Source organism: Paraflavitalea speifideaquila, from assembly GCF_032395985.1.
Taxonomy (GTDB): domain Bacteria; phylum Bacteroidota; class Bacteroidia; order Chitinophagales; family Chitinophagaceae; genus Paraflavitalea; species Paraflavitalea speifideaquila.
Window position 1 is genome coordinate 7,279,187 of the sequence record NZ_CP135920.1, and the last position, 21,675, is coordinate 7,300,861.

The window sequence follows — 21,675 nt, forward strand, 5'->3', positions numbered from 1 at the left end:
GACTGTCAGCCTGAGCAATACCACTTTGTTACTTGTCGTCTGTCACCTAAGCCTGTAGCAAAAGGAGCCTGCCGAAGCCGTCTTTAGGGTGGGGCGCTCTCCGGGAGCGGCTCACCCTGGTTTAAAGAAACCTGCCGAAGCCTTTCTCATTGTAGTATGCCTTGTTGCCTTTTTAAAAAAAAAAAAGGCCGGCAACTAATGAAAGTTGCGGGCCTGGTTATTAACAGATTGTATCTTTTATCCTTTGATAGCGGCAATACCGGGAAGCGTTTTGCCTTCAAAGTATTCAAGCATTGCGCCACCGCCGGTGGACACATAACTTACTTTATCAGCAAAGCCAAACTGGTTGACAGCCGCCACCGAATCCCCCCGCCAACGAGCGAGAAGGCGCCAGCCTGCGTAGCTGCCACTACTGCTTCGGCTACCGTTTTAGTACCATGTTGAAATTTCTCCATTTCAAAAACACCCATGGGACCATTCCAGAGAATCGTTTTTGATTGTTTGATAACGTTGGAAAACTGACCACAGGCGTTCTCCGCAATATCCAGGCCCATCCAACCATCGGGGATGGCATTGCTGGGCGCTACGGAAGTTTCGGCATTGGCATCAAACTTATCGGCTATGACCGAGTCGGAAGGCAGGTGAATACACACGCCCTTGGCCTCGGCTTTTGCGAGCAGGTCGAGGGCCATTTGCAGACGATCATCCTCACACAGTGATTTGCCAATGCTACCACCTTTGGCTTTCATAAAGGTATACGCCATACCACCTCCGATGATGATGTCGGTAGCTCTTTCGAGCAGGTTTTCGATGATGAGTATTTTATCCGACACTTTAGCACCACCAATGATGGCAGTAAAAGGTTTTTGGATTCGTGCAATACTTTTTCAGCACTCGCCACTTCCCCTTCCATCAGCAGGCCAAACATTCGTTTATCAGCCGGGAAGAATTGAGCGATCACAGCGGTAGAAGCATGTGCGCGGTGGGCAGTACCAAAGGCGTCATTCACATATATATCGCCCAGTTTGGACAATTTTTCAGCAAATGCTTTGTCCCCTTTCTCTTCTTCTTTGTAAAAGCGCAGGTTTTCGAGAAGCAATACTTCACCTGGTCTCAGCATACCGGCAGTAACATAGGCTTGCTCGCCAATGCAATCATTGGCAAAAAAGTACCGTAGTACCACCCAGCAGGTCACTGATGTGCTTGATAAGGTGTTTGAGTGAGTATTTTTCCGTGGGACCATCTTTGGGCCTTCCCAGGTGACTCATAAGAATAACACTGCCGCCATCATTCAGGATCTTTTGATCGTAGGAATGGCAGCCGTAATGCGTGTATCATCCGTGATATTGTATTTATCATCGAGCGGCACGTTAAAATCAACGCGAATAAGGGCTTTCTGCCCTTTAAAATTATGTTGGCTAAAGGTAGACATAGCGTGGTTTATTTAAAAAGTTAACCGCAAAGGGGCAAGGCATCGTGAATCGGAAGTCGGCAACTGCCGACAGTATTCTTTAATGCGTAGCTTTCTTTGCGGTTATGGGTATAGATATCTATACTAGGTCTTATTTGCTGATGAGACCGGCAAAATATTTTACCGTACGCACCAGTTGGCTCACATAGCTCATTTCATTATCGTACCAGCTTACTACACGTACCAGTTGGGTATCGCCTGCAGCCTGTACACGTGTTTGTGTAGCATCGAATAATGAACCGAAGGTGCTACCTACGATATCGCTGCTAACTATCTCGTCTTCTGTATAACCAAAGCTTTCATTGGCAGCAGCTTTCATAGCAGCGTTCAATTCAGCAACAGTGGTGTTTTTAGAAATGATGGCAGTTAATTCAGTTAATGAACCTGTTAAAACAGGTACACGCTGAGCAGAGCCATCGAGTTTTCCTTTCAGTTCAGGTAATACCAGGCCAATGGCTTTAGCAGCACCGGTGCTGTTGGGCACGATGTTCTGTGCAGCGGCACGGGCGCGGCGAAGATCACCTTTAGGATGGGGTGCATCCTGTGTATTTTGATCATTGGTATAGGCGTGGATAGTGGTCATGAGACCGTTCACGATACCAAAGTTCTTGTTGAGTGTGTCTGCCATCGGCGCAAGACAGTTGGTAGTACAGGAAGCACAGCTGATGATCGTTTCGCTGCCATCCAATATGCTGTGGTTTGTATTGAACACGATGGTTTTCAGATCACCCGTTGCAGGAGCAGAGATCACTACTCTTTTAGCGCCGGCGGTAAGGTGCGCAGCGGCTTTGTCTTTATCCGTAAAGAAGCCTGTGCACTCCAGTACTACATCCACGCCGTGGTCTTTCCAGGGAATTTCAGCTGGATTTTTCTGCGCATAGATCTTTACTTCATCACCATTTACTATAATAGAGTTGTCAGAAGCTTTTACATCGGCATCAAAACGACCTTGTGCGCTGTCGTATTTAAGCAGGTGCGCCAACACCTTGGGACTGGTGAGGTCGTTAATTGCTACTACATCAATGCCATCCATTTTGTAGATCTGGCGGTATACCAACCGGCCGATACGCCCGAACCCGTTGATGGCCACTTTAACTGTGCTCATTGTCAATATTTTATTTATAGGTTTACAAATGCGGCGTGAAGTTACAATATTGTGTAGAAAATACAGAATACAGAATTGAGAAAACAGGATTTGAAACAGATGGCCCAATGGATGGGTTTCCGGGGCAGAGTCGCCCCTAATAGTGTGGGGCAAGGATCGCAGGCGCTGGCAGCCCGCCCTTAATAGTTGGATAATATGGTAATCTTGTAGACAGGTAAAATGGTGGGCACCGAGACCTGGTTAGGCAGAACCGCAATGATAGCAGGAGCCGCGATAAGGGAGTAGCTGTGAAGCAGATAGAAGGGCGGCAGTAAAAATATCTTGCTTGGTTGCTCATATTTATTTGGAGGGAAATAGACAGGCTATTACCTTTGCACTCCCAATCCAACTTTTGGACTTCAGCAGCCGCGTTCGTCTAAGGGTTAGGACACCACCCTTTCACGGTGGTGATACGGGTTCGAATCCCGTACGCGGTACAAAATGGAGCCTTGTAACATTCAGTTGCAAGGCTTTTTTGTTTGCAGCCTGTTTCCTAAACTTCCCCACCTGATTTGGTTGATAATTTTCCCTGCCCTACATTTGCACCCCCAATCCAGCTTTTGGACTTCAGCAGCCGCGTTCGTCTAAGGGTTAGGACACCACCCTTTCACGGTGGTGATACGGGTTCGAATCCCGTACGCGGTACTAACCGATTGGGTAAAAAGGAGCAGATAACCATCTGCTCCTTTTTCTGTAAACCGCCCTGATTCATGATCTTTTCATCGCAGAAATGCTGCCGCAATTCCTGGAAAACGGCATCCGGTACCTGCTTGTGTAAAGTCATTTCCTTTACATAGGCCAGCACATCGAAAAGCCCCGCATAGACATGCAGGGGCTAAAATGACTAAAACAAAAAGGGAATAAGCCAACCATTAATTCCTTAATGCATAGATACCAATGCACCATAATGATCTACCACCATGGAAGAGCTACGCCGGCCAATTTGAGTAGCCAATTCTTCCAGCGCGTACAACTCATCAGGATCGGCGCAAGAAAGGTTTTCAACTACCACGCGGTCTATATCCGTTCCGAATGAACGTTCACCCAATAAATGATAGACTGTCTCATAAGCCATTTCAAAAAAAGACGAACCTTGTCTTCCGTGTAGAGCGGGTGATACATGATCACAACTGTATCTTCCGGACAATCACCAATAATAGAAAAGTGGAAATCCCAGGGATCGATGCCGTTTTCTTCCAATGACTGTACAGACAACAGATCAACAGACATAGGATCCTCCAGTGCATGGATACTCCAATCCGGTATATCGGGAGCAGTGGCCACAAATGCATCCGCTTTTTTAAAATGCTTCTCCCTGCCTTTTACCGTGATGGTTAATCGGGCCGTCCCTTTATCGGGCAACACCAGGCTGAACCCAAAGAATTTCCCATAGGCCCGTACATGGACGTTCATTTCCCTTAGCCAGTACTGAATCTCTTTTTAGGCTTTTTGTTCAGCGTAAGGTATTCCTGTTGATGGCGTTTGAACCACTCCCAGAAATGACGCTTTGATAATTTGCTCATATAATTCGTTTTGTAGATGATCAAAAATAAGAAGGGAAGGTGCCCCAGCTGAGCAGGAACACCTTCCTGGTAGCGCCTTACAAGCTTACTTCCAGGATGCCTTCATTGCCTGGAACATCGGTTGCTATGGCTTTGATCTTACTACCCACCAATGGACTGTTGGCCATCGAGGCAGTGAATGTCCAGTCAAGACCATTGAGGCCTTGTTCAGCCCTACCGGCTTCCAGCAGTGTGCCGTTGGCAGCGTATATTTCCACCCATACACTTACTACACGGAAATCGTCGACGGCGCGAACAATGATCCTGCCGCCACTTACGCCGGTGTAATTGCGCGTATTGATGGTTTTAACTTCAGGTAGATTCATAAAATCTTCCACTGCCCTGCTATACACGTTTTGCCTGGGTCGCAGATTAGCGGCATAAGCCTCTGCCATGCCCTGATCTGGATTTTTTACAATACCCCGTGCATATTTCGAAGCAAACAGGAATCTTTCCTGTATTTCCACCTGTTCGGGTGTTGGAGCACCCTTTCTTTTTTAGGGGCTTTGGCAACTACTGTTTTGCCGTCCCAATCGCGGAACACGATCTCTTTTCCGAGGGTTCCGCTGAATTTACCGCTTACGATACTATTGTTAGCATGTGCCATGGTAAAAAATTTTCAAGATTAATAAATTTAGTTTTTGCACCGGTCGCTGCCGGGGAGAGGGTTAGCAAGTTCACTCTTCCTGTTATCCCTAAGTGAAAACTCCTTTGGCAGTGATCGATAAAACAAATTTAAACCAGTTGTCACCCCTAATTTTCAAAAATGGGTCGGTATTGTCTAACTGTTGGGACGAATGACATATGTCTTGGGACGAACTGTATTTTCTATACGAAAGCACCCTCAAAAATGGGACGACACTTGAATGTGTAAGGGACGAACGGAATATGTTTTGGGACGAATGACACAAAATTCGATGTTTGTCCTCATTGCTTCCCCGGATCCTCCTCTGTGCCTCCTCTTTGGGTCCTCGGGCCCCGGGGAAGCAAAGAGAACCCAAAGAGGAGGATGTTAGGACCTATCGAGGTACCATTGAGGAGAATCCCCAGTTTTGTCTAACATTCAACCTAAATCGTTAAACAAAAATGGGCGGGCAAAATGAAGGGAGTGTTGGGAAGGACAGCGATTGTTCGTATAGGTATTTTTTTTTATATTGTCTGCTCATCACTATATAAACACAAAATTCACCTATGTTGAAACCATTTTTGTGCATCAAAATAAAGCATTGGTACGCATTAACCCTGAAGACCTCGTATGTCTCGTTGCAGAAAAAACTATACGAAGCTCTTTCTCACACATAAAAGGTATTACCTGGTTCGATCCACTTTAACAGGTACCTTAAAAAAATTACCCCGGAAATGTTTATCAAAGTTCACCGCTCCTTTGCCGCCTCTATCTTTTTATGGATAAGATAGACAGAGATCAATTAGAGATCGGCGGTCAAACCATTCCTATTAGCAGGCGGTATTATACGTCGGTTATCAGACAACTCAATATTATTGAGTAAAGAGCATTCAAAAGAAGCGGGCGCCTCCTATGCTTGTAAAAATGTACCTCATACACCCTCTTTTGTCGCTATAAAATCCCCTGACCGCATAGACCCAATCGGAAAAAGCCAAAGAAATATTTGCGCAACCATAAAGTTGCACGTATATTCGCAACCGGTTGGCTTCCTAATTAGGAATAACAACAATTAAAACCAGGCACCATGAGCAGCACCTTGTTATTTGATTGTACGGTTGATAAGACCACCAACACGGTATTCGTAAACAGGAGTTTGCAGCTGAACTCCCACTGGTGTGGGACGCTTTTACCAAACGGGAAATGCTGGACCAATGGTGGGCACCCAAACCCTGGGTAGCACGCACCAAATGGATGGACTTCACCGTAGGTGGGCGGAGATTTTATGCCATGATGAGTCCCGAAGGCCAGGAGCAATGGTCCATCCAGGAGTATATTTCCATTAGTCCAACAAGCAATTTCCAATTTCCGAGTGCTTTTGCCGACCAGGATGAAAAGATCGATGAATCGATGCCAAGATCGAAATGGGATTTGAGCTTTAGTGAGGACAATGAAACAACAACAGTGTCCATCATCATACAACTTAAATCACTGGCCCACCTGGAACAACATATCCAAAGAGGCTTCAAAGAAGGATTTACCAAAACATTGAACTACGTGGAACAACTATTGAAAACGCTAAACTAAAAACCATGCGTAAAATTATCGTTACGGAATTTATCACGCTCGATGGTGTTGTGGAGGCACCCGGTGGCAATGAAACCCCACATCCTCATGGTGGCTGGCAAGCCCAATACAAGGCTCCGGAGACAGGACAATACAAAGTAGCTGAGCTGGCTGGTGTGGATGCTTTATTGTTGGGCAAAAATACCTATACAGCATTCTCCGGGTATTGGCCCACACAAACCGGCGGCGGGTTTGCCGACCGAATCAACCAGCTGCCCAAATACGTCGTATCCCAAAGTCTGCAAAAAGTGGAGTGGAACAATAGCCATCTTCTTCGCAACGTAGCAAGCGACGTTGCCGCGCTGAAGAATACGGATGGTGGTGATATCCTCGTGTATGGTAGCGCCACGCTGGCCAAGGCACTGCTTCACCATAACCTCATTGACGAATTACATTTGATGTTATTTCCCATCTCCATCGGCGGCGGATTGAGGTTATTCGACGATAGCCGGGAATTAACAAAATTCAAGCTCAAATATTCGCGTGCGTTCGACAGCGGCGTGCTCATACTCGAATATCAGCCGATCAGGTAAACTACACCACGCTTAAAGGTCTTCACTTCAGCTACTGCATAGTAGGGGCGGTACAGCTCTTGGTTTGTAAAGGCTTTACTGATCAGCTGTTTGATTTCCTCTTCGTGATCCATATCTTTTTGATGTAAAAAAGCCGCCCTCCGGAATGGAAGGCGGCCTTGGTCTGGATCTTAGATAATCAATTATTCCCAGCCCGGTGTTTGCTTATAGGCACCATTGGCCCTCAGTATTTCATCGGGATTGATAGGCCATGCCATATGTTTGGCGGGATCGAAATTCCTTGCCCGCCATATCTCTACAATGGTAAAGGGTGAATTGGGATCAGTATTGTTGCTGTGTTTGCGGCCGTGCAGGGGAGCTTTGATCTTGTCATAATCGCCCCAGCGTTTCAGGTCTTTCAGGCGGTCGGTCCATTCGCAAGCCAGTTCAACACGACGCTCATGCTTCAGGTTGGCGAGCGTGGGATTATTGATGGCATCAATCCTACGCGGGCGCGTACCTCGTTGAGGGTGCTGCCGCTTCTCCATTTTTCCCTGTTGCATCAATGCCTCGGCTTTGAACAATAAGATCTCTGCATAACGCAGTAAAGGCAGGTTGAGCTTGGTGGTAGGATAATCACCATTCTGGTTGATCATCAGGTTCGAGCCAGCCTGCTGACCGGTACCATAGCTGTATGGCTCCATGTATTTGTTGATCTGGAAGCCGGAAAGACTGTTCGTTGACCAATATTTCCTTTCCACACCAAAATAAGTAAACTTATCACCGAATTTCAGGATGGTAATTTCTCTCCGGGGTCGTTGGCTTCATACTCATCATACAGCTCTTCAGTAGGTTGAAAATAACCCCATCCATTGTACACACCCCAACCTTTGTTTTCAAGGATCACTCCAGGAAATTCAGAACCGCCTTGTACACCGGAAGTAACAGACCAGATGTATTCACTGCTCCAATTGTTGGCAATGGTAAATACACCGCGGTAGTTTTTTTCAAAGCTGCCACCATTCGTAACGAGGGCGCGCTTGCCTTCATTCTTGATCTTATCGCACAAAGCAGGGATGGGCGCCCACTTGGTGTTGTCGTATTGCGCCCAGTAAGCATACGTCTTCACCATATAGCCCCAGGCGGCCGCTTTGTGTGCCCTTCCCTTATCAGGATCGCCATACGTTTCAAAAAGTGGCAACATATCCGCCGCCTTGGTAAGGTCGCTGATGATGAGCGCAAAGTTATCGGTTACAGAAGCTAGTTGTGGTGCAATGCGCTGGCCATACCCTGCATTTTCCGGACCGTCGAAAGGAACACCACGGTCTTTGTGACCCCAAACCGATGCCAGCCAGAAATGTGCAAAGGCCCTCATGAAATAAGCTTCTCCCAACACCCGCACACGCAGCGACTCAGTTACATTGGTAGCCTTGGGAGCGTTTTCGATCACCTGATTGGCTTTGTTGATCAGCCAATACAGGTCATTCCAGCCGCCAGACAGGTATCCTTCCCTGCCCGTGGGAATAAAGTTCTTGATATTTTCTCCATCAGCCTTTACCCGGCCTACTACCAGATCATCACTGGCATTCTGCACCCAAAACAGGTCGCGCCCCCAGGTACTTTCATAACGCATGGGTACATATACAGCCGCAATGGCTTTTTGGAGATCGTCATCACTTTGCCAGAAAAAAGCTGTGGTAGGATTTCCATTGGGTTTGGCATCTACCCAGTCCTTGGTACAGCCGGTGTTGAGCACCACGATTAAAATACAGGATAGTACGGTCGTTATATTACGTAACATAATTGTCATCTTTTGAATGATCATAAATTGAGTTTCGCACCGATTGCAAATACACGCGATACAGGAAATTGTCCACCGTCCAAACCAACACCACCCACTTCGGGGTCCATACCTGTATACTTCGTAAACGTTAACAGGTTGTCGGCGGTGATGTAAACACGCAGGCCGGCATTCCAGGGCAGTTTTTAAAAGTATAGCCAAGCAGTACGTTCTTGAGGCGTAGGTAGCTGCCATCTTCCAGGTACCAGTCGGAAGCAGTTTGAAAATTCTTGTTGGGATCGGTAGCAGCAATACGGGGAATATTGGAACCCGTGTTGGTGGGGCTCCAGGCATCGAGTATCTTATCCCAACGGTTATAACCTTGCTCGGCGCCATTGAGGGTTGATTGTTTGAATGCATGGAAGAGCTTCACGCCGCTAACGCCCTGGAAAAACACACTGAAATCAAAATTATTCCAATACAGGTTGGCATTGAACCCGTACGTCAGTTTGGGAAAGGCACTGCCCATGAATACACGGTCCTTATCATCGATCGTACCATCGTTGTTATTATCTACAAATTTCAAATCGCCCGCTTTGGCATTGGGTTGGATGCGGTTGCCATCTTTCACGTAATCTGCCGCCTCTTTATCAGTCTGGAAGATGCCTGCATTTTTGATCAGCCAATAAGAATAATAAGGTTGACCTACCTCACTGCGGTAAGGGGTCAATACACCTCTCCAGCTATCTCCATGCGCCCAGAATGATTTGGGGTTGGCATCAATATATTTCACCCGGTTTTTCAGGGTAGCGATATTACCGCCAATTTCATACTCCACCTGGTTGATCTTGTCTCTCCAGGTAGCGGCAAACTCAAAGCCCGTATTGCCGATCTGGCCCTGGTTGATCAATGGGGCACCATAACCCATAGAGTTGGGCCATTCAGTATCCTGCGTTTTAATGAGGTCAAAGGTTTTCTTATCGAAATAGTCGGCTACTATAGAAAGCCTTTTGTTCAGCAAAGTGATATCCAAACCAATATCCGTTTGTTCGGAAGTTTCCCAGGTAAGGCTGGGATTGAGGCGGCTATTTACATAAGCAGCGGGACTAAGGGGTGCACCATTGCCGATCTGGTAAGTAGTGTTAGAGTTGAGGGTAGCATAAGAATAATACCCCGGTATGGAACCCAGGTTGCCAATGCGGCCCCAGCTGGCTCTTACCTTCAACATGTCGATGCCCTTCACCTCAAAGAACGGTTCGGAGCTAACCTTCCAGGCAGCGGTGATGCCGGGTACGCCAATAGCTTTTTCATCGAGCGCAAGACGTGCAGCCAGGTCATACCGGTAGCTGGCACTGAAGAAATACCGGTCAGCATAGCTATAAGATAAACGGCCTACATAAGAAGCGTTCCGGTCTTTCCATTCATTATCCGTTGGCCTGTCCTGGTCGAAAATAGAAGCGTTGATGAAAAACTGTGCCCATTCATCTTCGCGGTTAAGGCCACGGGCCGTGGCACTAAAGAAACGGCCTCCGTTTTCCTGGCTGGTCATAGAAACCATGGCGCCAACGTTGTGACGGCCAATCGTCTTGTTGTAGTTGAGCGTATTTTCCCAGATCCAGTGGTATCCTTTGTTGGTATTATACGAAAGGATATTTTGGTTATTGGGTTTGCCTGGCTCCGTTCTCTTGGGTTGGAAACTCTTATACAGGGAATTCGTATACCGGTAAGAGAAGCGGGAAGTATAGGTCAGTCCCGGCACAATAGAAGCAATCGTTAGCTCGGTAACCGATTGCAGATCGGACCCTTTGTTATAGGCTTTATTACGCAACAATGTAGCCACAGGATTGATCGCATCGCCATGAATACCGAGGTATTGCGACTCGCGTGGACCTACACCACCAAAGCTGCCATCTGCATAATAAGGCGTAGCAGAGCGGGGCATGTAAATGGCAGAGAGAATAACACCGCTGTAACCGCTGGAAGTTTCAGTACCACGGTTGTCATTGTTATTCAGAATAGTTCCTGACGCAACTTAATATTCTTAGTAAAGGTATAATTGGTATTAAAGCGGAGTGAGAGATTTTTGTTGTACGTATTTAAGAGCGTACCTTCTTCATTTTCGTAACGCCCCTGCAACAGGGTAGAGAACCTTTCGTTGCCTGCATTCAGCGTCAGCGTATGGCGGTGAATTAGACCAGTGCGGAAGATCTCATCCATCCAGTCCGTACGGGTGGTTTGTGCATAAGGATTTACATTGGCATCCCAACCACTCAAAGGGCTCAGGCCGGCATTGGTATAAGCCAGGTTGGAAACTTTTGCTTCATCCTCCGCCTTTAATGATTGGGGTAATCTCCAGGCACGCTTCATGCCCACAAAACCATTATACTCAATACCTGGTTTACCTTTTCCAGCCTGCCGCGTGGTGATGAGCATAACGCCCGATGCGCCAGTGAATGCGCCGTAAATAGCTGCTGAAGCAGCGTCTTTCAGGATGGTGATCGATTCTACATCAGCGGGGTTATAAGGCGCATTGGGTACGCCGTCCACAACTACCAGTACACTTTCATCACTCTTGGAACCCATACCCCGGATAGTGATCTTAGGCGTGCTATTGGGGTGTCCTCCATTGCTGATGGCCGTTACACCCGGCACCCGGCCTTGTATCATGCTGGCTACATTCGTTACAGGGCGGTCTTTGATCTGGGCCATATTGGGCACCACAGATACGGCAGCCGACAGGTCGCCTTTCTTCACCGAACCATAACCAATTACTACTACTTCACTGGAAGCGAGGGCTTCCACCTGCATCTTAACCGTAAACAGTGAGCCTGTTATGGCGCTGCTGCTAATGGTATAATTGGTAGCCCGGTAGCCTATATAGGAAAGCACCAGTATATCGCCTTCGTTGGCTTCGATAGAAAATTCACCGCTGCCATTGGTAGCCGTCCCTTTGGAAGTACCCTTTACCATCACCGATACACCGGCCAGGGGATTACCATTTTCATCTACCACTTTTCCTTTCACTCCCTGCACCACTTCAATGGCCATGCTGTCAATGGCAATAACGGCAGGCCGCTTCTTGACCACTACCGTATTGCCTACAATAGAATAAGTAATAGGTTGGTTCTCGAAACAAAGATCAAGTACTTTTTCCAGGGGTGCGTTCTTCACATGGATCGTTAGGTTGTTGGCCTGATCAAGCCAGCGCTCATCGAAAAAGAAAGCGAATCCCGTTTGTTTTTGATGGAACGAAACACTTTCTGCAGCGACATTTCCGTGCCGGAAAGCGTCACTTGCTGCGCTGCCACATGGGCGCCGGCCTGCAGGCAGGCCACCAGTAAAAAATGGCTGTGAACTTCATAATCAACAGCGTTTTAGTTAGCATACCACGCTTGCGCAGGACAAGGGCATGCAAGATTTTTTTGCATACTTTTGTTCATGTTTGGGATTAAGAAACAGTTGGCGACAACAATTGTGGATTACCTACCCAACTACCGTCGCGATCCTCCAAATCGTGGCGGTTCTATTTTTGGGTAGTCCGTGTTTTATGCTGATGAATAATTCCTAAGGCAATACGATGATCTTACGGCCTGCTATTTTAAAATGCACCTCACTCTCTTCCATGATCTTCAGTACCTGCGCAGCATTGCTATTGCGTGATATTTCACCACCAAATTTCCGGTTGGGAACCTCGCCTGCATATTCAATTTCTACATCGTACCAACGGGCTATCTGACGCATTAGCGTAGCAAGATCAGTTTCACTGAAAGAGAAAAACCGTTTTTCCAGGCCACTACCGCATCCAGGTCTACCCCGCATGGGTATCGACACTACCTTTATGGTTCACAACTGCTTGTTGGCCGGGCGTCAGCAGGGCCGCTTTTCCATTGATGGCCACCCGCACCTTCCCTTCCAATAAGGTAGTTTTCACCGCCTGCTCATCTTCATAAGCATTGATGTTGAAATGCGTGCCCAGTACCTGCACTTCGCCCGAATGCCCGGCAGGTGTTTTGAAAGCCACCAAAAAGGTAATGCGTTTGACGGTAAGGAGCTACGGTCAATATGGGCCACTTCAAAATAAGCTTCGCCCGTGATCTCCACTTTCCTGGTATCGCCCGTAAAGGCCGTGGGGAATCGAATGGAAGAACTGGCATTCAACCATACTTTGGTGCCATCTGATAATTGAAGCTGGAATTGTTTTCCGCGGGGTGTGGTAAGCGTGTTATAAATTATTTCTTTTGAGGTATTCGCATTAGCAGCGTCATACCGAATGGCTCCCCCTTTGTTGATCACGCAGGTGGGCCCCTGCATAGAGATCAATCCTTTGCCTGCACTATCCAGTACGATCTTTTCGCCATTGGCCAGGGTGAGTACCGCGCCATTGGTGCCAGGCTGTAGGGTGATGGTATCGGCAGACAGGGTCATTGCTGTGGGGCCTGCCACTTCTTGTAATGGAGATGTGCGGAATATAAAATATAGGCCCGTACCCAGGAATAAAAGGAATATGGCTGCAGCGGCGATACGATACCAGGCCCTGCGACGAAGGGGGTGTATTGGCGCCACCGGAGACCGGTGTTGCTGCAGCATCATATCCAGCTTATTATCCCAGTCGATACCCGTTTCCCTTTTTTTAGTTTGTGCAGCCTGCCATTGCTCCTCCAGCGCATCCGTGAGGTCGTCTTCGTATTCGCCGCTCCTTACCAGGGACAGCAGTTCTTCCAACTCCTCCCGGGCAATCGAATGGTCGAAGTATCGACCGACGAGGTGTTTATAATTTGACGATGATCCCTTATTCATAAATTGATCGCTTCCCGTTGATAAGCGGTGGTGTTGTCAATAAAGACGGGAAGAAAGAGCCATATAACTAATCGGGAAGAAAAAAATTTAAACAAGTTGCAGGATCAGCATCAACGCAACGAGATCAATGTGTTGTGCCACATATTGATGTACATATTTTTGGGCTTCTACCAGGTGGTTGTTGACTGTATGGCGGGAAAGGCCCAGTTGCGTCGCAATCTCTGCATGCGTCAACTGCTGATCATGACGAAGGGTATATACAATACGGCGCTGAGGAGACAGGGTATTGATCGCTTCGCGTACTGTAGTCTCAAATTCCTTGACCAGCAAAGGCGTATCGGCCCGATCGACAGATACAGCCTGGATCTGTTCCCACAGGAGTTCCTGGAAGCGGGTGTTACCGGCAACAGACCGGAGAAAGTCGAGTGATTTATTGCGGGCTATACGAAAAAGGTAAGCATCCATACTTTTGACCTCTGTCAATAGCGCTCTACCCGTCCATATTTTCATAAAAACATCCATCACCAGCTCCTCTGCAATCTGTTCCGATTTGGTAATGCGGTTGATGTAAAAAAGAGCCGGTCGCGGTAAATAGAAAATAATTGGCGCATGGCCTTTTCATTTCCATGAGCCAGTTCCTGCAACAACTGATTATCAGTATAGGCAACACAATTTTCCATATCGGATCCCAAAGTAAATCAACGGCTGTTACTTAATTGATACCCCAAAAAAGAAAATGAAAACTTAACCTGCCGGGAAGCAGGCCTTGATATTTCGCAGCCAGTGAATTAAATATAAGAAAAATCCCGGCAACCAAGGGTCGTCGGGATTTTTTCATCTTTATCATCGTGCAGGAAATGATAATGATCTATCCTGCTTAACCAAGGGTACAGCCCCTCGACTAAGGTCGTTTGTATACAGTATGACCGTCTTTTATGGTTTCCATTACTCTAATAAGGTAGATCTCGGCAGGAGGCACCTTTAAAGGGTTTCTGTCCAGTATCACCAGGTCGGCACGTTTGCCTGGAGAGAGCGTTCCTTTATCGTTCTCTTCACTCCACTGCCAGGCTACGTTGATCGTAATAGCTTTCAGGGCCTCATAAGGGCTGATCCTTTCGTCGGGGCCGAGTACCGTACCAGTCCTGGTTTTTCTGTTTACAGCGCTGTATACAGCCGTAAGCAGATCGGGTGGTGTAACAGGGGCATCGTGGTGGATGGTGAAACGAATACCATTTTTGAGTCCGCTCATCAATGGGCTAATATGCTTGGCCCGTTCAAGCCCCAATACACTATTCACATGCCATTCGCCCCATAAGTAACAGTGCGTAGGAAACCAGGATGGCATGATGCTCAGTTGCTTGAACCTGGGCACCTGATCGGGCCGGCACACCTGAGAATGGATAAGCGCACACCGCATATCGGCCGTTCTTATTCCTTGTTGTTGCAAGATATCCAACAAAGAAAGGCCCTCATCAATAGCCGCATCGCCATTGCAATATATATGGACCTGCATACCTGCCTGGAGAATGGCTTTCAAACCATTGTATGCTGCTTCATGGGTATAAATGGGATGGCCCTTAAATCCCGGCTGCTCTCCTTCCGGAGGAATGAGGTAGGGGGCAGTTAACCAGGCCGACTTGCCCTGCGGCGATCCGTCGAAGGTCATTTTGATGGCCCCTATTTTAAAATGGCCTTTATAATGGCGGTAATATTTTTATAGGCAGCCAGGCTGTCCTTATTCAAATCATAATCCGGTAACACAATGAAGTCGCCGCGCAGCAAGCCGCTGTCGTTGGCCTGCTTGATCAACTGCACCCTATCAGGCGATGTACGTCCATCGCAAATAGTTGTTTGGCCGTTTTCAAACCAGGTATTTTCGGCTGCTGTCAGTGTCTATTTTATTGAAACTGGGAGATTAGCACCTAAGAAGAAAAATACCGGCAACCAATGGTCACCGGTATTTTTTCATCTTTATCATCGTGAAGGAGATGATAAGGATCTATTGTGCTTAACCCTTCGGCCTTTGAACTTTCTTCTGATATACATTTCTGATCACTACTTCCACACGACGGTTACACTGTCTGCCTTCTTCCGTAGTATTGCTGCACTTAGGATGGTCTTTACCAAAGCCACGGGCAATCAACCTCGATTTATCAACACCAGCACTCACCAGTGCATCGGCTACTGACTGCGCCCTTTGTTGCGACAAGCGTTTATTGATCGCCACACTTCCTTTGCTATCAGTATATCCATCAATATAGAAGTTGGAGTTTGGTATCTGCTCATTCATCGTCTTCGCTGCATTGACCAATATATCCCTCGACTCGGGTCTGATCGTAGCCTTACCAAAATCGAAAAGGATGTTCTTGAAGTCCGCAGTGATCTTCACCACTACATCTTCAATGGGACAACCTTTCGTTGAAGCTGGGCCTGGCTTATCAGGACAAGCATCTTCATCATCAGGAATACCATCGCCATCACGATCAGGTGGCGGACAACCCTGGTATTTAGGAACACCCGGTACTTTGGGACATTTATCGTCTTTATCAGGTATACCATCGCCATCTGTATCAGGACAACCATGGAACTGACCAGAACCTGGTTCATCAGGACACTCATCAATTTCATCATTCACACCATCCCTGTCCCTGTCTGGTATCGGGCAACCATGGTATTTAGCGATACCGGGTACCGTTTTACAAGAATCTTCTTCATCATTCACTCCATCACCATCCGTATCAGGTACCGGACAACCATCATAACGGGCTACGCCAGGTATAGTGGGACATTTGTCTTTGTCGTCGTATATACCATCCTTATCAGTATCAGGTTTACCTTTTTTTCTTGTAAGGCATTCCAAAGCGTACTCCAAAGTGCAGGTCGGCCTGTTTGGAATCAAACAGGGATGTAATGATACTTCCTGATCCAAGGAACACAGGCCCAAAGCGGAAGGATACGCCGGCATTGAACTTGGTGAGTTCATTGTAATTAACCGGTACAGATATTCCCCAACCGGCATTTTCAACACGAGGGGTAAGGGTGAATGAATTGTAGGCGTATAAATTCAGGCCATTCGTTTTGCTGGTAGCAATTTGTGCGGCCAGGTTGGCATAAAAGGGACCAGCAATATTGTAATCCACATTGGCCTGTATTGTCGTAGGCAATGATATTTTATAATCATCATCATTATTGCCTGTAGCAGTAAAATATGGGCTGTTGTCCAGTATCTGTTTGTATTCGCTCACAGATTTGTCTTTGAACTGGTTCAGCAGGAACTGTTGCCCATTGGGTATATTGGCATTCCAGGTGCCCGATTGGTTATTGTTTTTGTTGAACTTGATCTCACCAATGTCCAATACAGCCACCCCTACTCTGATCTTGTATTTATTCGCCCAACGGTCATTCGTATACATCGAATAGTCCTGTTTGGGACGGTATTCATACACCAGGCCGATATCTCCACCTACACCATGCCCATTGAATTTGAAGAAATCACCAAAATCATAATCCTTGAAATTGGCTTCTGTTGTATTCAATTTTACCTGTCCGGTCGTATTCGTCAGGAAAGTACCGCCACCACCATTGTTGACTGTTCCATTAAAATTGTTCAGCTCAACAAATGCATTGGCCACACCTGCCATGTATTTCAGGGTAAGACCACCTTTCAGAAAATGCTGGCTTTCTTTGGGGGTCAGGACCTGACCTACCGAAACGCCGATCTCCGTCCAACCGGCTGAATTGACCATACCGTTGGACATGGCAAAATTAAAGGGTAAGTATCCTTGGCCTGCCCGCCATCGATCACCGCACCCGCCAGCCGGCCATTGATACCACGTGCATTGGCAAATATGCGCGCCCTCGTAGTTACCGCCATGGCCGTACGGGGGCCTACATTGAACATGGCCGAAGGACCGAGGATATCTACCCGGGCCATAGCCTTAAGGTTATCGCCATCCCCCCGCAGTAATTTGGATTTTAGCGAATCGGCATTGAATGATGATTTAGTAATGTCTTTGAACTTCAGCTTATTTTGGTTATTACCAACAAATCCATCAATCCCAAAAACATTGACATCCCATTTATAGCGACTATCCGCAATATTGGCCGGATTAAAAAAACACCGTTGACGCCGGTGTAGTTGCTGGATCTGTAGCCAGGATAGCTTTGCGCTTGTAGAAAGTAGCTTGCAACCATGAGTAAAAAGCATAGGTACACTCTTTTCATAATAAAAATTTGGTGAATAGATAGTGCGATCAACGAACGATCACGATCCTACGACCAGATGTAAGGGGAGGTAGAAGATTTGGGGAGGCTACAAGGAATGAGGGGAGGATATTGCACGCAATATAGAGAAAATATCAATTATATATCAAAATGTATAACAATATATAATTGAAAGAGAGATTTGTATAACATATTAAAACATTGTCTAAATAGTCAATTAACCAATACTAGATGAAAACTCCTACCTATAGACCTAAAAAAGCCATCTCCGTTTCAGGAGATAGCTTTTTATTTAATTTAATTGGGTGTTAACACCTTGGATCTACACCCAGCATCTATATTCATCTATGACCTGATCAAACCTTATAATATTGCTCCCATCCTTTACGTGGAGGAGGGCCTGCCAGTAGTTCATTGATCTTTTTATCGTTCGTAATGATCTTTTTCTCCCGGTCAAATTGAATCGTCTTTCCTGTCCATTGTGCCAGCACGCCCAGGCAAAACACCTGGCTTAAGGGGCCTGCGATGGCAAAGGGTGAGCGTGTTTGCTCCTGTCCTTTGCAGGCCAGCAGGAAGTTGGCAAAGTGGTTCGAGGGACTGGCCTGTACCGTGGGCAGTTTAGCTGCCATTTCCTTTGCTTTTTCTTCGGGAATAATAGACAAGGTACTGCCATGTGAACCGCCTTTGAAAGTAAGGTCCTTGCTGTAAATGATCTTACCCGGATTGAGCTTGGCGGGCTTTATTTCGCCCGTGCTCGGCGGGGAATATTGGGATCGAGCCCCTGTACACCATATCCTTTGGGAATGGGCGGTAAATTGTCCAATCCATCGTACCATTTCACTTCCAACGGAGGCATCGTACCGCGCCTGGGGAATTTAAAGGAAAGTGTGGTTGACATGGGATAGAAGAAATTATTATGCCCATCCAACTTAAGCGGAGCTACTTCATAAGGCAGGCCGAGGTCGAGGAACTGGTGAGCCGTATCCAGGATATGAGCTCCCCAATCGCCGAGGGCGCCCATCCCAAAATCGAACCAGCAGCGCCATTGGCCGTTTACAAAATCTTTATTGTACGTATGCCCGCTTGTTTGCATTTGCCAGATATCCCAATCCAATGTTTGGGGTATCGCTTCAGTAACCGGGAATGAAGTGATCTTCGGATTCCAGCCATGCCAGCGGCGTGGTGAGTTCATATGGGCCGTAATGTCCGTTACATCTTTAATGATACCTGCATCTACCCATGCTTTGAACTGGAAGTAATTGGCTTCAGAGTGACCCTGATTGCCCATTTGGGTAACTACTTTCGGGTTCTTTTTGCCGCCGCCATCATCAGCTCCACTTCCCGGAACGTACGCGCCATTGGCTTTTCCACGTATACGTGTTTGCCGAGTGAAATGGCCATCATCGTAATCGGGAAATGTGAGAAATCCGGAACACCCACCGTTACCGCATCGATCTGGTTGCCCATCTTATCAAACATCTTCCGGAAATCCTGGAACCGGGGCACATCGGGAAACTGCTTCAGGATCGCTTCCGTATGCGGGGCGCCCATATCCACATCACAAAGAGCTACTATATTGGCAAGACCCGTTTTGGCAAAGGCTTCAATAATTTCACGTCCACGGTTGCCTATTCCAATACAAGCCAGGTTGACTTTTTCATTGGGCCCCAACTTGCGGGGATGGCGCTGTTCATTGGCCAATAAAAATCCTGGAATGCTTGCAGCGGCCGAAGCCAGCATGGCCTGTTTTAAAAACTTTCTCCTGGAATAATCGTTATCAAACATGATGGGGGATTTAATGCTATTAGCCTTCCAAAATACATAAATTACACATTAGAGCATCATTAAAGTAGCCCCTCCTGTCAACCAGGCTTGCTATTTTGCCAAAATAGCTTACTCCACGCCTGTAATTTCTAATTGTAAACGATTAAGTTCCCGGTAAAGTCCATCCGGTAAGTTGAGTAATTCCTGGTGAGTACCAAATTCTTTTACAATGCCTTTTTCCAATACAACGATCTTATCCGCGCTGCGGATGGTAGATAAGCGGTGCGCAATGATGAAAGAAGTACGGTTTTTCATGAGGTTGTCCAATGCTTCCTGCACCAGCGATTCAGAAGCGGCATCCAAGGAGCTGGTGGCCTCATCCAGGATCAGGATAACAGGATCTTTCAAAATCGCGCGGGCAATCGCAATACGCTGGCGCTGGCCTCCCGACAGTTTAACCCCACGTTCGCCTACTACCGTTTCATACCCTTCGGGAAAGCTGGTAATAAATTCATGGGCATGCGCCTGCCGGGCTGCTTGTTCGATTTCTTCCTGCGTAGCATTGGGTTTGCCGTATAGAATGTTTTCCCGGATGGTACCACCAAATAGCAATACATCCTGTGGCACCAGCGCTATTTGCTTGCGCAATTGAGTAAGGGGAATAGTAGCGGCCACTTTATGATCAAAGAGTAATTGACCACCAGCAGGTTCGTAAAAGCGCAGCAGGAGGGCGGCAATGGTTGATTTACCCGCACCACTGGGCCCCACAATGGCCACCTGCTCACCTGGCCGGGCCGTGATAGAAACATCTTTTAATATGGTCAATTCGGACCGGGAGGGATAAGAAAAGGCTATATTTTGTAATTGAACCTGCCCTTGCAGTACATTTTCGGGCTCAATACCTTCTTCCTGTTCAGCAACTGGCTCCGGTATGTCTTTCAAGAGTTCCCGCACACGTTGCGTAGCGCCCAATGTTTTTGCAGCTGCCCATAGAGATCCGCAAAGCCCGCCATCGTACCTCCTACAAAAGCAGTATATACTACAAAAGCAGTAAGATCACCAAAGGCCAGGTGTTTCGTTCCATACCACACCACGAGCACAATCGTACCAAATAAACTAAACAGGAGGAAGGACACAAACATACCACGGTACTGACCGCTTTTAACAGCCATTTTTATTACCTGCTGCAAGCTGCGGGTGTACCGGTTGATCTCGAACCACTCATTCGTAAATGATTTCACATTGCTAATACCCTGTAAGGTTTCCTGTACGATCGTATTGGAATCGGCTAGTTGATCCTGCGTTTGACGCGAGAAACGGCGAATGTATTTACCAAATACGATTGCAATAAGGATGATTACAGGTATCACAGACAACATGACCCCCGTTAAAGGTTTGGAGATATACAGGATGAGCCCAATCCCTATTATCAATACCAGTAAACCGCGCAATACTTCAGCCAGTAGAGAGGTAACTGCCTCCTGGATCTGTGAAAGGTCGGCACTGATACGGCTCGACAGCTCACCAACCCTTCTTTGCGCAAAGAAATCCATCGGCATCATGATCATTTTGCGGTAAATATCGCGCCGCATATCGGCCACCGCATGTTCACCCACCGAAGTAAACAGGTAGATACGCATGAAGGAAAACAACATTTGGATCGTCAGGATGCCAAACATCCACCCTACAATATTGCCCGAAGTGCCAAAAGATGACGGAGTACCATTGGCAGTGTCGATGAGCTGCTTCAGCAGATAGGGGAAGGCCATGGTGGTGAAAGAGGATAAGGCTATGAAAACCAACCCAGTAATAAATTTGCCCAGGTAAGGCCGGACATAAGAAAAAATGAGTAAGGTTTCCCGGAGGTTGGCCAGCGTAAGCTTTGCCTTGGGCATGTCCTGTCTTGCAGTTCCGTTATTGCGTCGCGCCATAATCTGTCTTATTTAGTGTCGCTGACCCGGTAGACGAATGAGGCCAACAAATATTGTACAGGATGCAAGGTAGGGAATCGTGAACCGGCAATCGGCAATCGTGAATCCTTTGCTTAGAGGGGCGGTATTCATCAATCTTGTTGCCTTTTTGCCTCGAAGCCTTGTTGCCTTTCTAAAGGAGCCTGTCGAAACTGTCTAAAGGTTTTTCTTTCCGTCTTCCGGACTATCAAAGCCTTTCCAAA

At 47.1% G+C, this 21,675-nt stretch carries 27 protein-coding genes, 2 tRNA genes and 2 pseudogenes; 4 read left to right on the top strand and 27 right to left on the bottom strand.

The annotated features are described in order from the left end of the window. Window positions 1-237: 237 nt before the first annotated feature. The 3 genes and pseudogenes from RS881_RS61070 to gap form a co-directional block, all read right to left on the bottom strand. Window positions 238-1,243, bottom strand: a pseudogene (locus RS881_RS61070) (phosphoglycerate kinase). Then, window positions 1,155-1,432, bottom strand: a pseudogene (gene pgk, locus RS881_RS61075) (phosphoglycerate kinase). The pseudogenes RS881_RS61070 and pgk overlap by 89 nt, the downstream one beginning before the upstream one ends. Before the next feature lie 130 nt (window positions 1,433-1,562). Continuing rightward, a complete protein-coding gene (gap, locus tag RS881_RS49990; protein WP_315817653.1) occupies window positions 1,563-2,576 on the bottom strand; it encodes a type I glyceraldehyde-3-phosphate dehydrogenase in 1,014 nt (337 codons plus the stop codon). Between the two features lie 404 nt (window positions 2,577-2,980). On the opposite strand from gap, the gene RS881_RS49995 reads away from it, so the two are divergent. Further along, window positions 2,981-3,052: transfer RNA gene (locus tag RS881_RS49995), tRNA-Glu, on the top strand. Between the two features lie 136 nt (window positions 3,053-3,188). Beyond that, a tRNA-Glu gene (locus RS881_RS50000) sits at window positions 3,189-3,260 on the top strand. A 235-nt stretch (window positions 3,261-3,495) separates the two neighbouring features. Here the strand turns inward: RS881_RS50000 and RS881_RS50005 are convergent. The 4 genes from RS881_RS50005 to RS881_RS50020 all read right to left on the bottom strand — a co-directional run bounded on the left by RS881_RS50005 (window position 3,496) and on the right by RS881_RS50020 (window position 4,784). After that, a complete protein-coding gene (locus RS881_RS50005) occupies window positions 3,496-3,627 on the bottom strand; it encodes a hypothetical protein (RefSeq protein ID WP_315817654.1) in 132 nt (43 codons plus the stop codon). A gap of 5 nt (window positions 3,628-3,632) precedes the next feature. Further along, entirely contained in the window at window positions 3,633-4,028 is a 396-nt protein-coding gene (locus RS881_RS50010) for a hypothetical protein (RefSeq protein WP_315817655.1), read from the bottom strand. 187 nt (window positions 4,029-4,215) lie between these two features. After that, complete coding sequence (locus RS881_RS50015) at window positions 4,216-4,572, bottom strand: hypothetical protein (protein ID WP_315817656.1); 357 nt, start codon at window positions 4,570-4,572, stop codon at window positions 4,216-4,218. 17 nt (window positions 4,573-4,589) lie between these two features. Next, entirely contained in the window at window positions 4,590-4,784 is a 195-nt protein-coding gene (locus RS881_RS50020) for a hypothetical protein (RefSeq protein ID WP_315817657.1), read from the bottom strand. A gap of 1,191 nt (window positions 4,785-5,975) precedes the next feature. Between RS881_RS50020 and RS881_RS50025 the strand changes: the two genes are divergently transcribed. Together RS881_RS50025 and RS881_RS50030 are read left to right on the top strand one after the other, a co-directional pair. Then, window positions 5,976-6,386 (top strand): SRPBCC family protein, encoded by a 411-nt coding sequence (locus RS881_RS50025; protein WP_315817658.1) that lies wholly within the window; start codon window positions 5,976-5,978, stop codon window positions 6,384-6,386. A 5-nt stretch (window positions 6,387-6,391) separates the two neighbouring features. Further along, window positions 6,392-6,958, top strand: coding sequence for a dihydrofolate reductase family protein (locus RS881_RS50030; protein ID WP_315817659.1), 567 nt, complete (start codon window positions 6,392-6,394; stop codon window positions 6,956-6,958). On the opposite strand, the gene RS881_RS50035 is transcribed toward RS881_RS50030, so the two are convergent. The 20 genes from RS881_RS50035 to RS881_RS50130 all read right to left on the bottom strand — a co-directional run bounded on the left by RS881_RS50035 (window position 6,943) and on the right by RS881_RS50130 (window position 21,433). Beyond that, window positions 6,943-7,071: a hypothetical protein gene (locus RS881_RS50035; protein ID WP_315817660.1), complete on the bottom strand. Its 129-nt coding sequence runs from the start codon at window positions 7,069-7,071 to the stop codon at window positions 6,943-6,945. The two genes, RS881_RS50030 and RS881_RS50035, sit on opposite strands and share 16 nt — an antisense overlap. A 69-nt stretch (window positions 7,072-7,140) precedes the next feature. Then, a complete protein-coding gene (locus RS881_RS50040) occupies window positions 7,141-7,698 on the bottom strand; it encodes a RagB/SusD family nutrient uptake outer membrane protein (protein ID WP_315817661.1) in 558 nt (185 codons plus the stop codon). A gap of 29 nt (window positions 7,699-7,727) precedes the next feature. Further along, complete coding sequence (locus tag RS881_RS50045; protein WP_315817662.1) at window positions 7,728-8,738, bottom strand: RagB/SusD family nutrient uptake outer membrane protein; 1,011 nt, start codon at window positions 8,736-8,738, stop codon at window positions 7,728-7,730. 130 nt (window positions 8,739-8,868) lie between these two features. Then, the gene (locus RS881_RS50050) at window positions 8,869-10,734 is read right to left on the bottom strand and encodes a SusC/RagA family TonB-linked outer membrane protein (RefSeq protein ID WP_315824872.1); all 1,866 of its coding nucleotides are present in this window, start codon (window positions 10,732-10,734) and stop codon (window positions 8,869-8,871) included. Beyond that, complete coding sequence (locus tag RS881_RS50055; RefSeq protein ID WP_315817663.1) at window positions 10,728-11,888, bottom strand: TonB-dependent receptor plug domain-containing protein; 1,161 nt, start codon at window positions 11,886-11,888, stop codon at window positions 10,728-10,730. Before RS881_RS50055 ends, RS881_RS50050 begins: the two co-directional genes overlap by 7 nt. Window positions 11,889-11,896: 8 nt before the next feature. After that, window positions 11,897-12,052, bottom strand: a complete 156-nt coding sequence (locus RS881_RS50060; RefSeq protein ID WP_315817664.1) for a hypothetical protein — start codon at window positions 12,050-12,052, stop codon at window positions 11,897-11,899. A 229-nt stretch (window positions 12,053-12,281) separates the two neighbouring features. Then, window positions 12,282-12,536, bottom strand: a complete 255-nt coding sequence (locus RS881_RS50065; RefSeq protein WP_315817665.1) for a DUF4974 domain-containing protein — start codon at window positions 12,534-12,536, stop codon at window positions 12,282-12,284. Further along, window positions 12,526-12,648, bottom strand: coding sequence for a hypothetical protein (locus tag RS881_RS50070; RefSeq protein ID WP_315817666.1), 123 nt, complete (start codon window positions 12,646-12,648; stop codon window positions 12,526-12,528). Before RS881_RS50070 ends, RS881_RS50065 begins: the two co-directional genes overlap by 11 nt. Continuing rightward, window positions 12,645-13,514, bottom strand: coding sequence for a FecR family protein (locus RS881_RS50075; protein WP_315817667.1), 870 nt, complete (start codon window positions 13,512-13,514; stop codon window positions 12,645-12,647). The genes RS881_RS50070 and RS881_RS50075 overlap by 4 nt, the downstream gene beginning before the upstream one ends. A gap of 87 nt (window positions 13,515-13,601) precedes the next feature. Next, on the bottom strand, window positions 13,602-14,036 hold the full coding sequence (locus RS881_RS50080) for a sigma-70 family RNA polymerase sigma factor (protein ID WP_315824873.1): 435 nt from the start codon (window positions 14,034-14,036) through the stop codon (window positions 13,602-13,604). Window positions 14,037-14,415: 379 nt separating this feature from the next. Continuing rightward, window positions 14,416-15,180: an amidohydrolase gene (locus RS881_RS50085; RefSeq protein WP_315817668.1), complete on the bottom strand. Its 765-nt coding sequence runs from the start codon at window positions 15,178-15,180 to the stop codon at window positions 14,416-14,418. Between the two features lie 11 nt (window positions 15,181-15,191). After that, window positions 15,192-15,323 (bottom strand): hypothetical protein, encoded by a 132-nt coding sequence (locus tag RS881_RS50090; RefSeq protein WP_315817669.1) that lies wholly within the window; start codon window positions 15,321-15,323, stop codon window positions 15,192-15,194. A gap of 199 nt (window positions 15,324-15,522) precedes the next feature. Then, window positions 15,523-16,386 carry an OmpA family protein gene (locus tag RS881_RS50095; RefSeq protein WP_315817670.1) on the bottom strand — a complete coding sequence of 288 codons (864 nt, stop codon included), beginning with the start codon at window positions 16,384-16,386 and terminating at the stop codon, window positions 15,523-15,525. After that, the gene (locus RS881_RS50100) at window positions 16,346-17,260 is read right to left on the bottom strand and encodes a DUF5723 family protein (RefSeq protein ID WP_315817671.1); all 915 of its coding nucleotides are present in this window, start codon (window positions 17,258-17,260) and stop codon (window positions 16,346-16,348) included. Before RS881_RS50100 ends, RS881_RS50095 begins: the two co-directional genes overlap by 41 nt. Next, complete coding sequence (locus RS881_RS50105; RefSeq protein ID WP_315817672.1) at window positions 17,218-17,721, bottom strand: DUF5723 family protein; 504 nt, start codon at window positions 17,719-17,721, stop codon at window positions 17,218-17,220. The genes RS881_RS50100 and RS881_RS50105 overlap by 43 nt, the downstream gene beginning before the upstream one ends. A gap of 373 nt (window positions 17,722-18,094) precedes the next feature. Next, complete coding sequence (locus tag RS881_RS50110; RefSeq protein ID WP_315817673.1) at window positions 18,095-18,367, bottom strand: hypothetical protein; 273 nt, start codon at window positions 18,365-18,367, stop codon at window positions 18,095-18,097. A gap of 110 nt (window positions 18,368-18,477) precedes the next feature. Beyond that, window positions 18,478-19,026, bottom strand: coding sequence for a hypothetical protein (locus RS881_RS50115; RefSeq protein ID WP_315817674.1), 549 nt, complete (start codon window positions 19,024-19,026; stop codon window positions 18,478-18,480). Between the two features lie 8 nt (window positions 19,027-19,034). Then, window positions 19,035-19,523, bottom strand: a complete 489-nt coding sequence (locus RS881_RS50120; RefSeq protein ID WP_315817675.1) for a Gfo/Idh/MocA family protein — start codon at window positions 19,521-19,523, stop codon at window positions 19,035-19,037. Between the two features lie 108 nt (window positions 19,524-19,631). Further along, window positions 19,632-20,474, bottom strand: a complete 843-nt coding sequence (locus RS881_RS50125; protein ID WP_315817676.1) for an ABC transporter ATP-binding protein — start codon at window positions 20,472-20,474, stop codon at window positions 19,632-19,634. Beyond that, window positions 20,441-21,433 carry an ABC transporter transmembrane domain-containing protein gene (locus tag RS881_RS50130; protein WP_315817677.1) on the bottom strand — a complete coding sequence of 331 codons (993 nt, stop codon included), beginning with the start codon at window positions 21,431-21,433 and terminating at the stop codon, window positions 20,441-20,443. Before RS881_RS50130 ends, RS881_RS50125 begins: the two co-directional genes overlap by 34 nt. Between the last annotated feature and the right edge of the window lie 242 nt (window positions 21,434-21,675).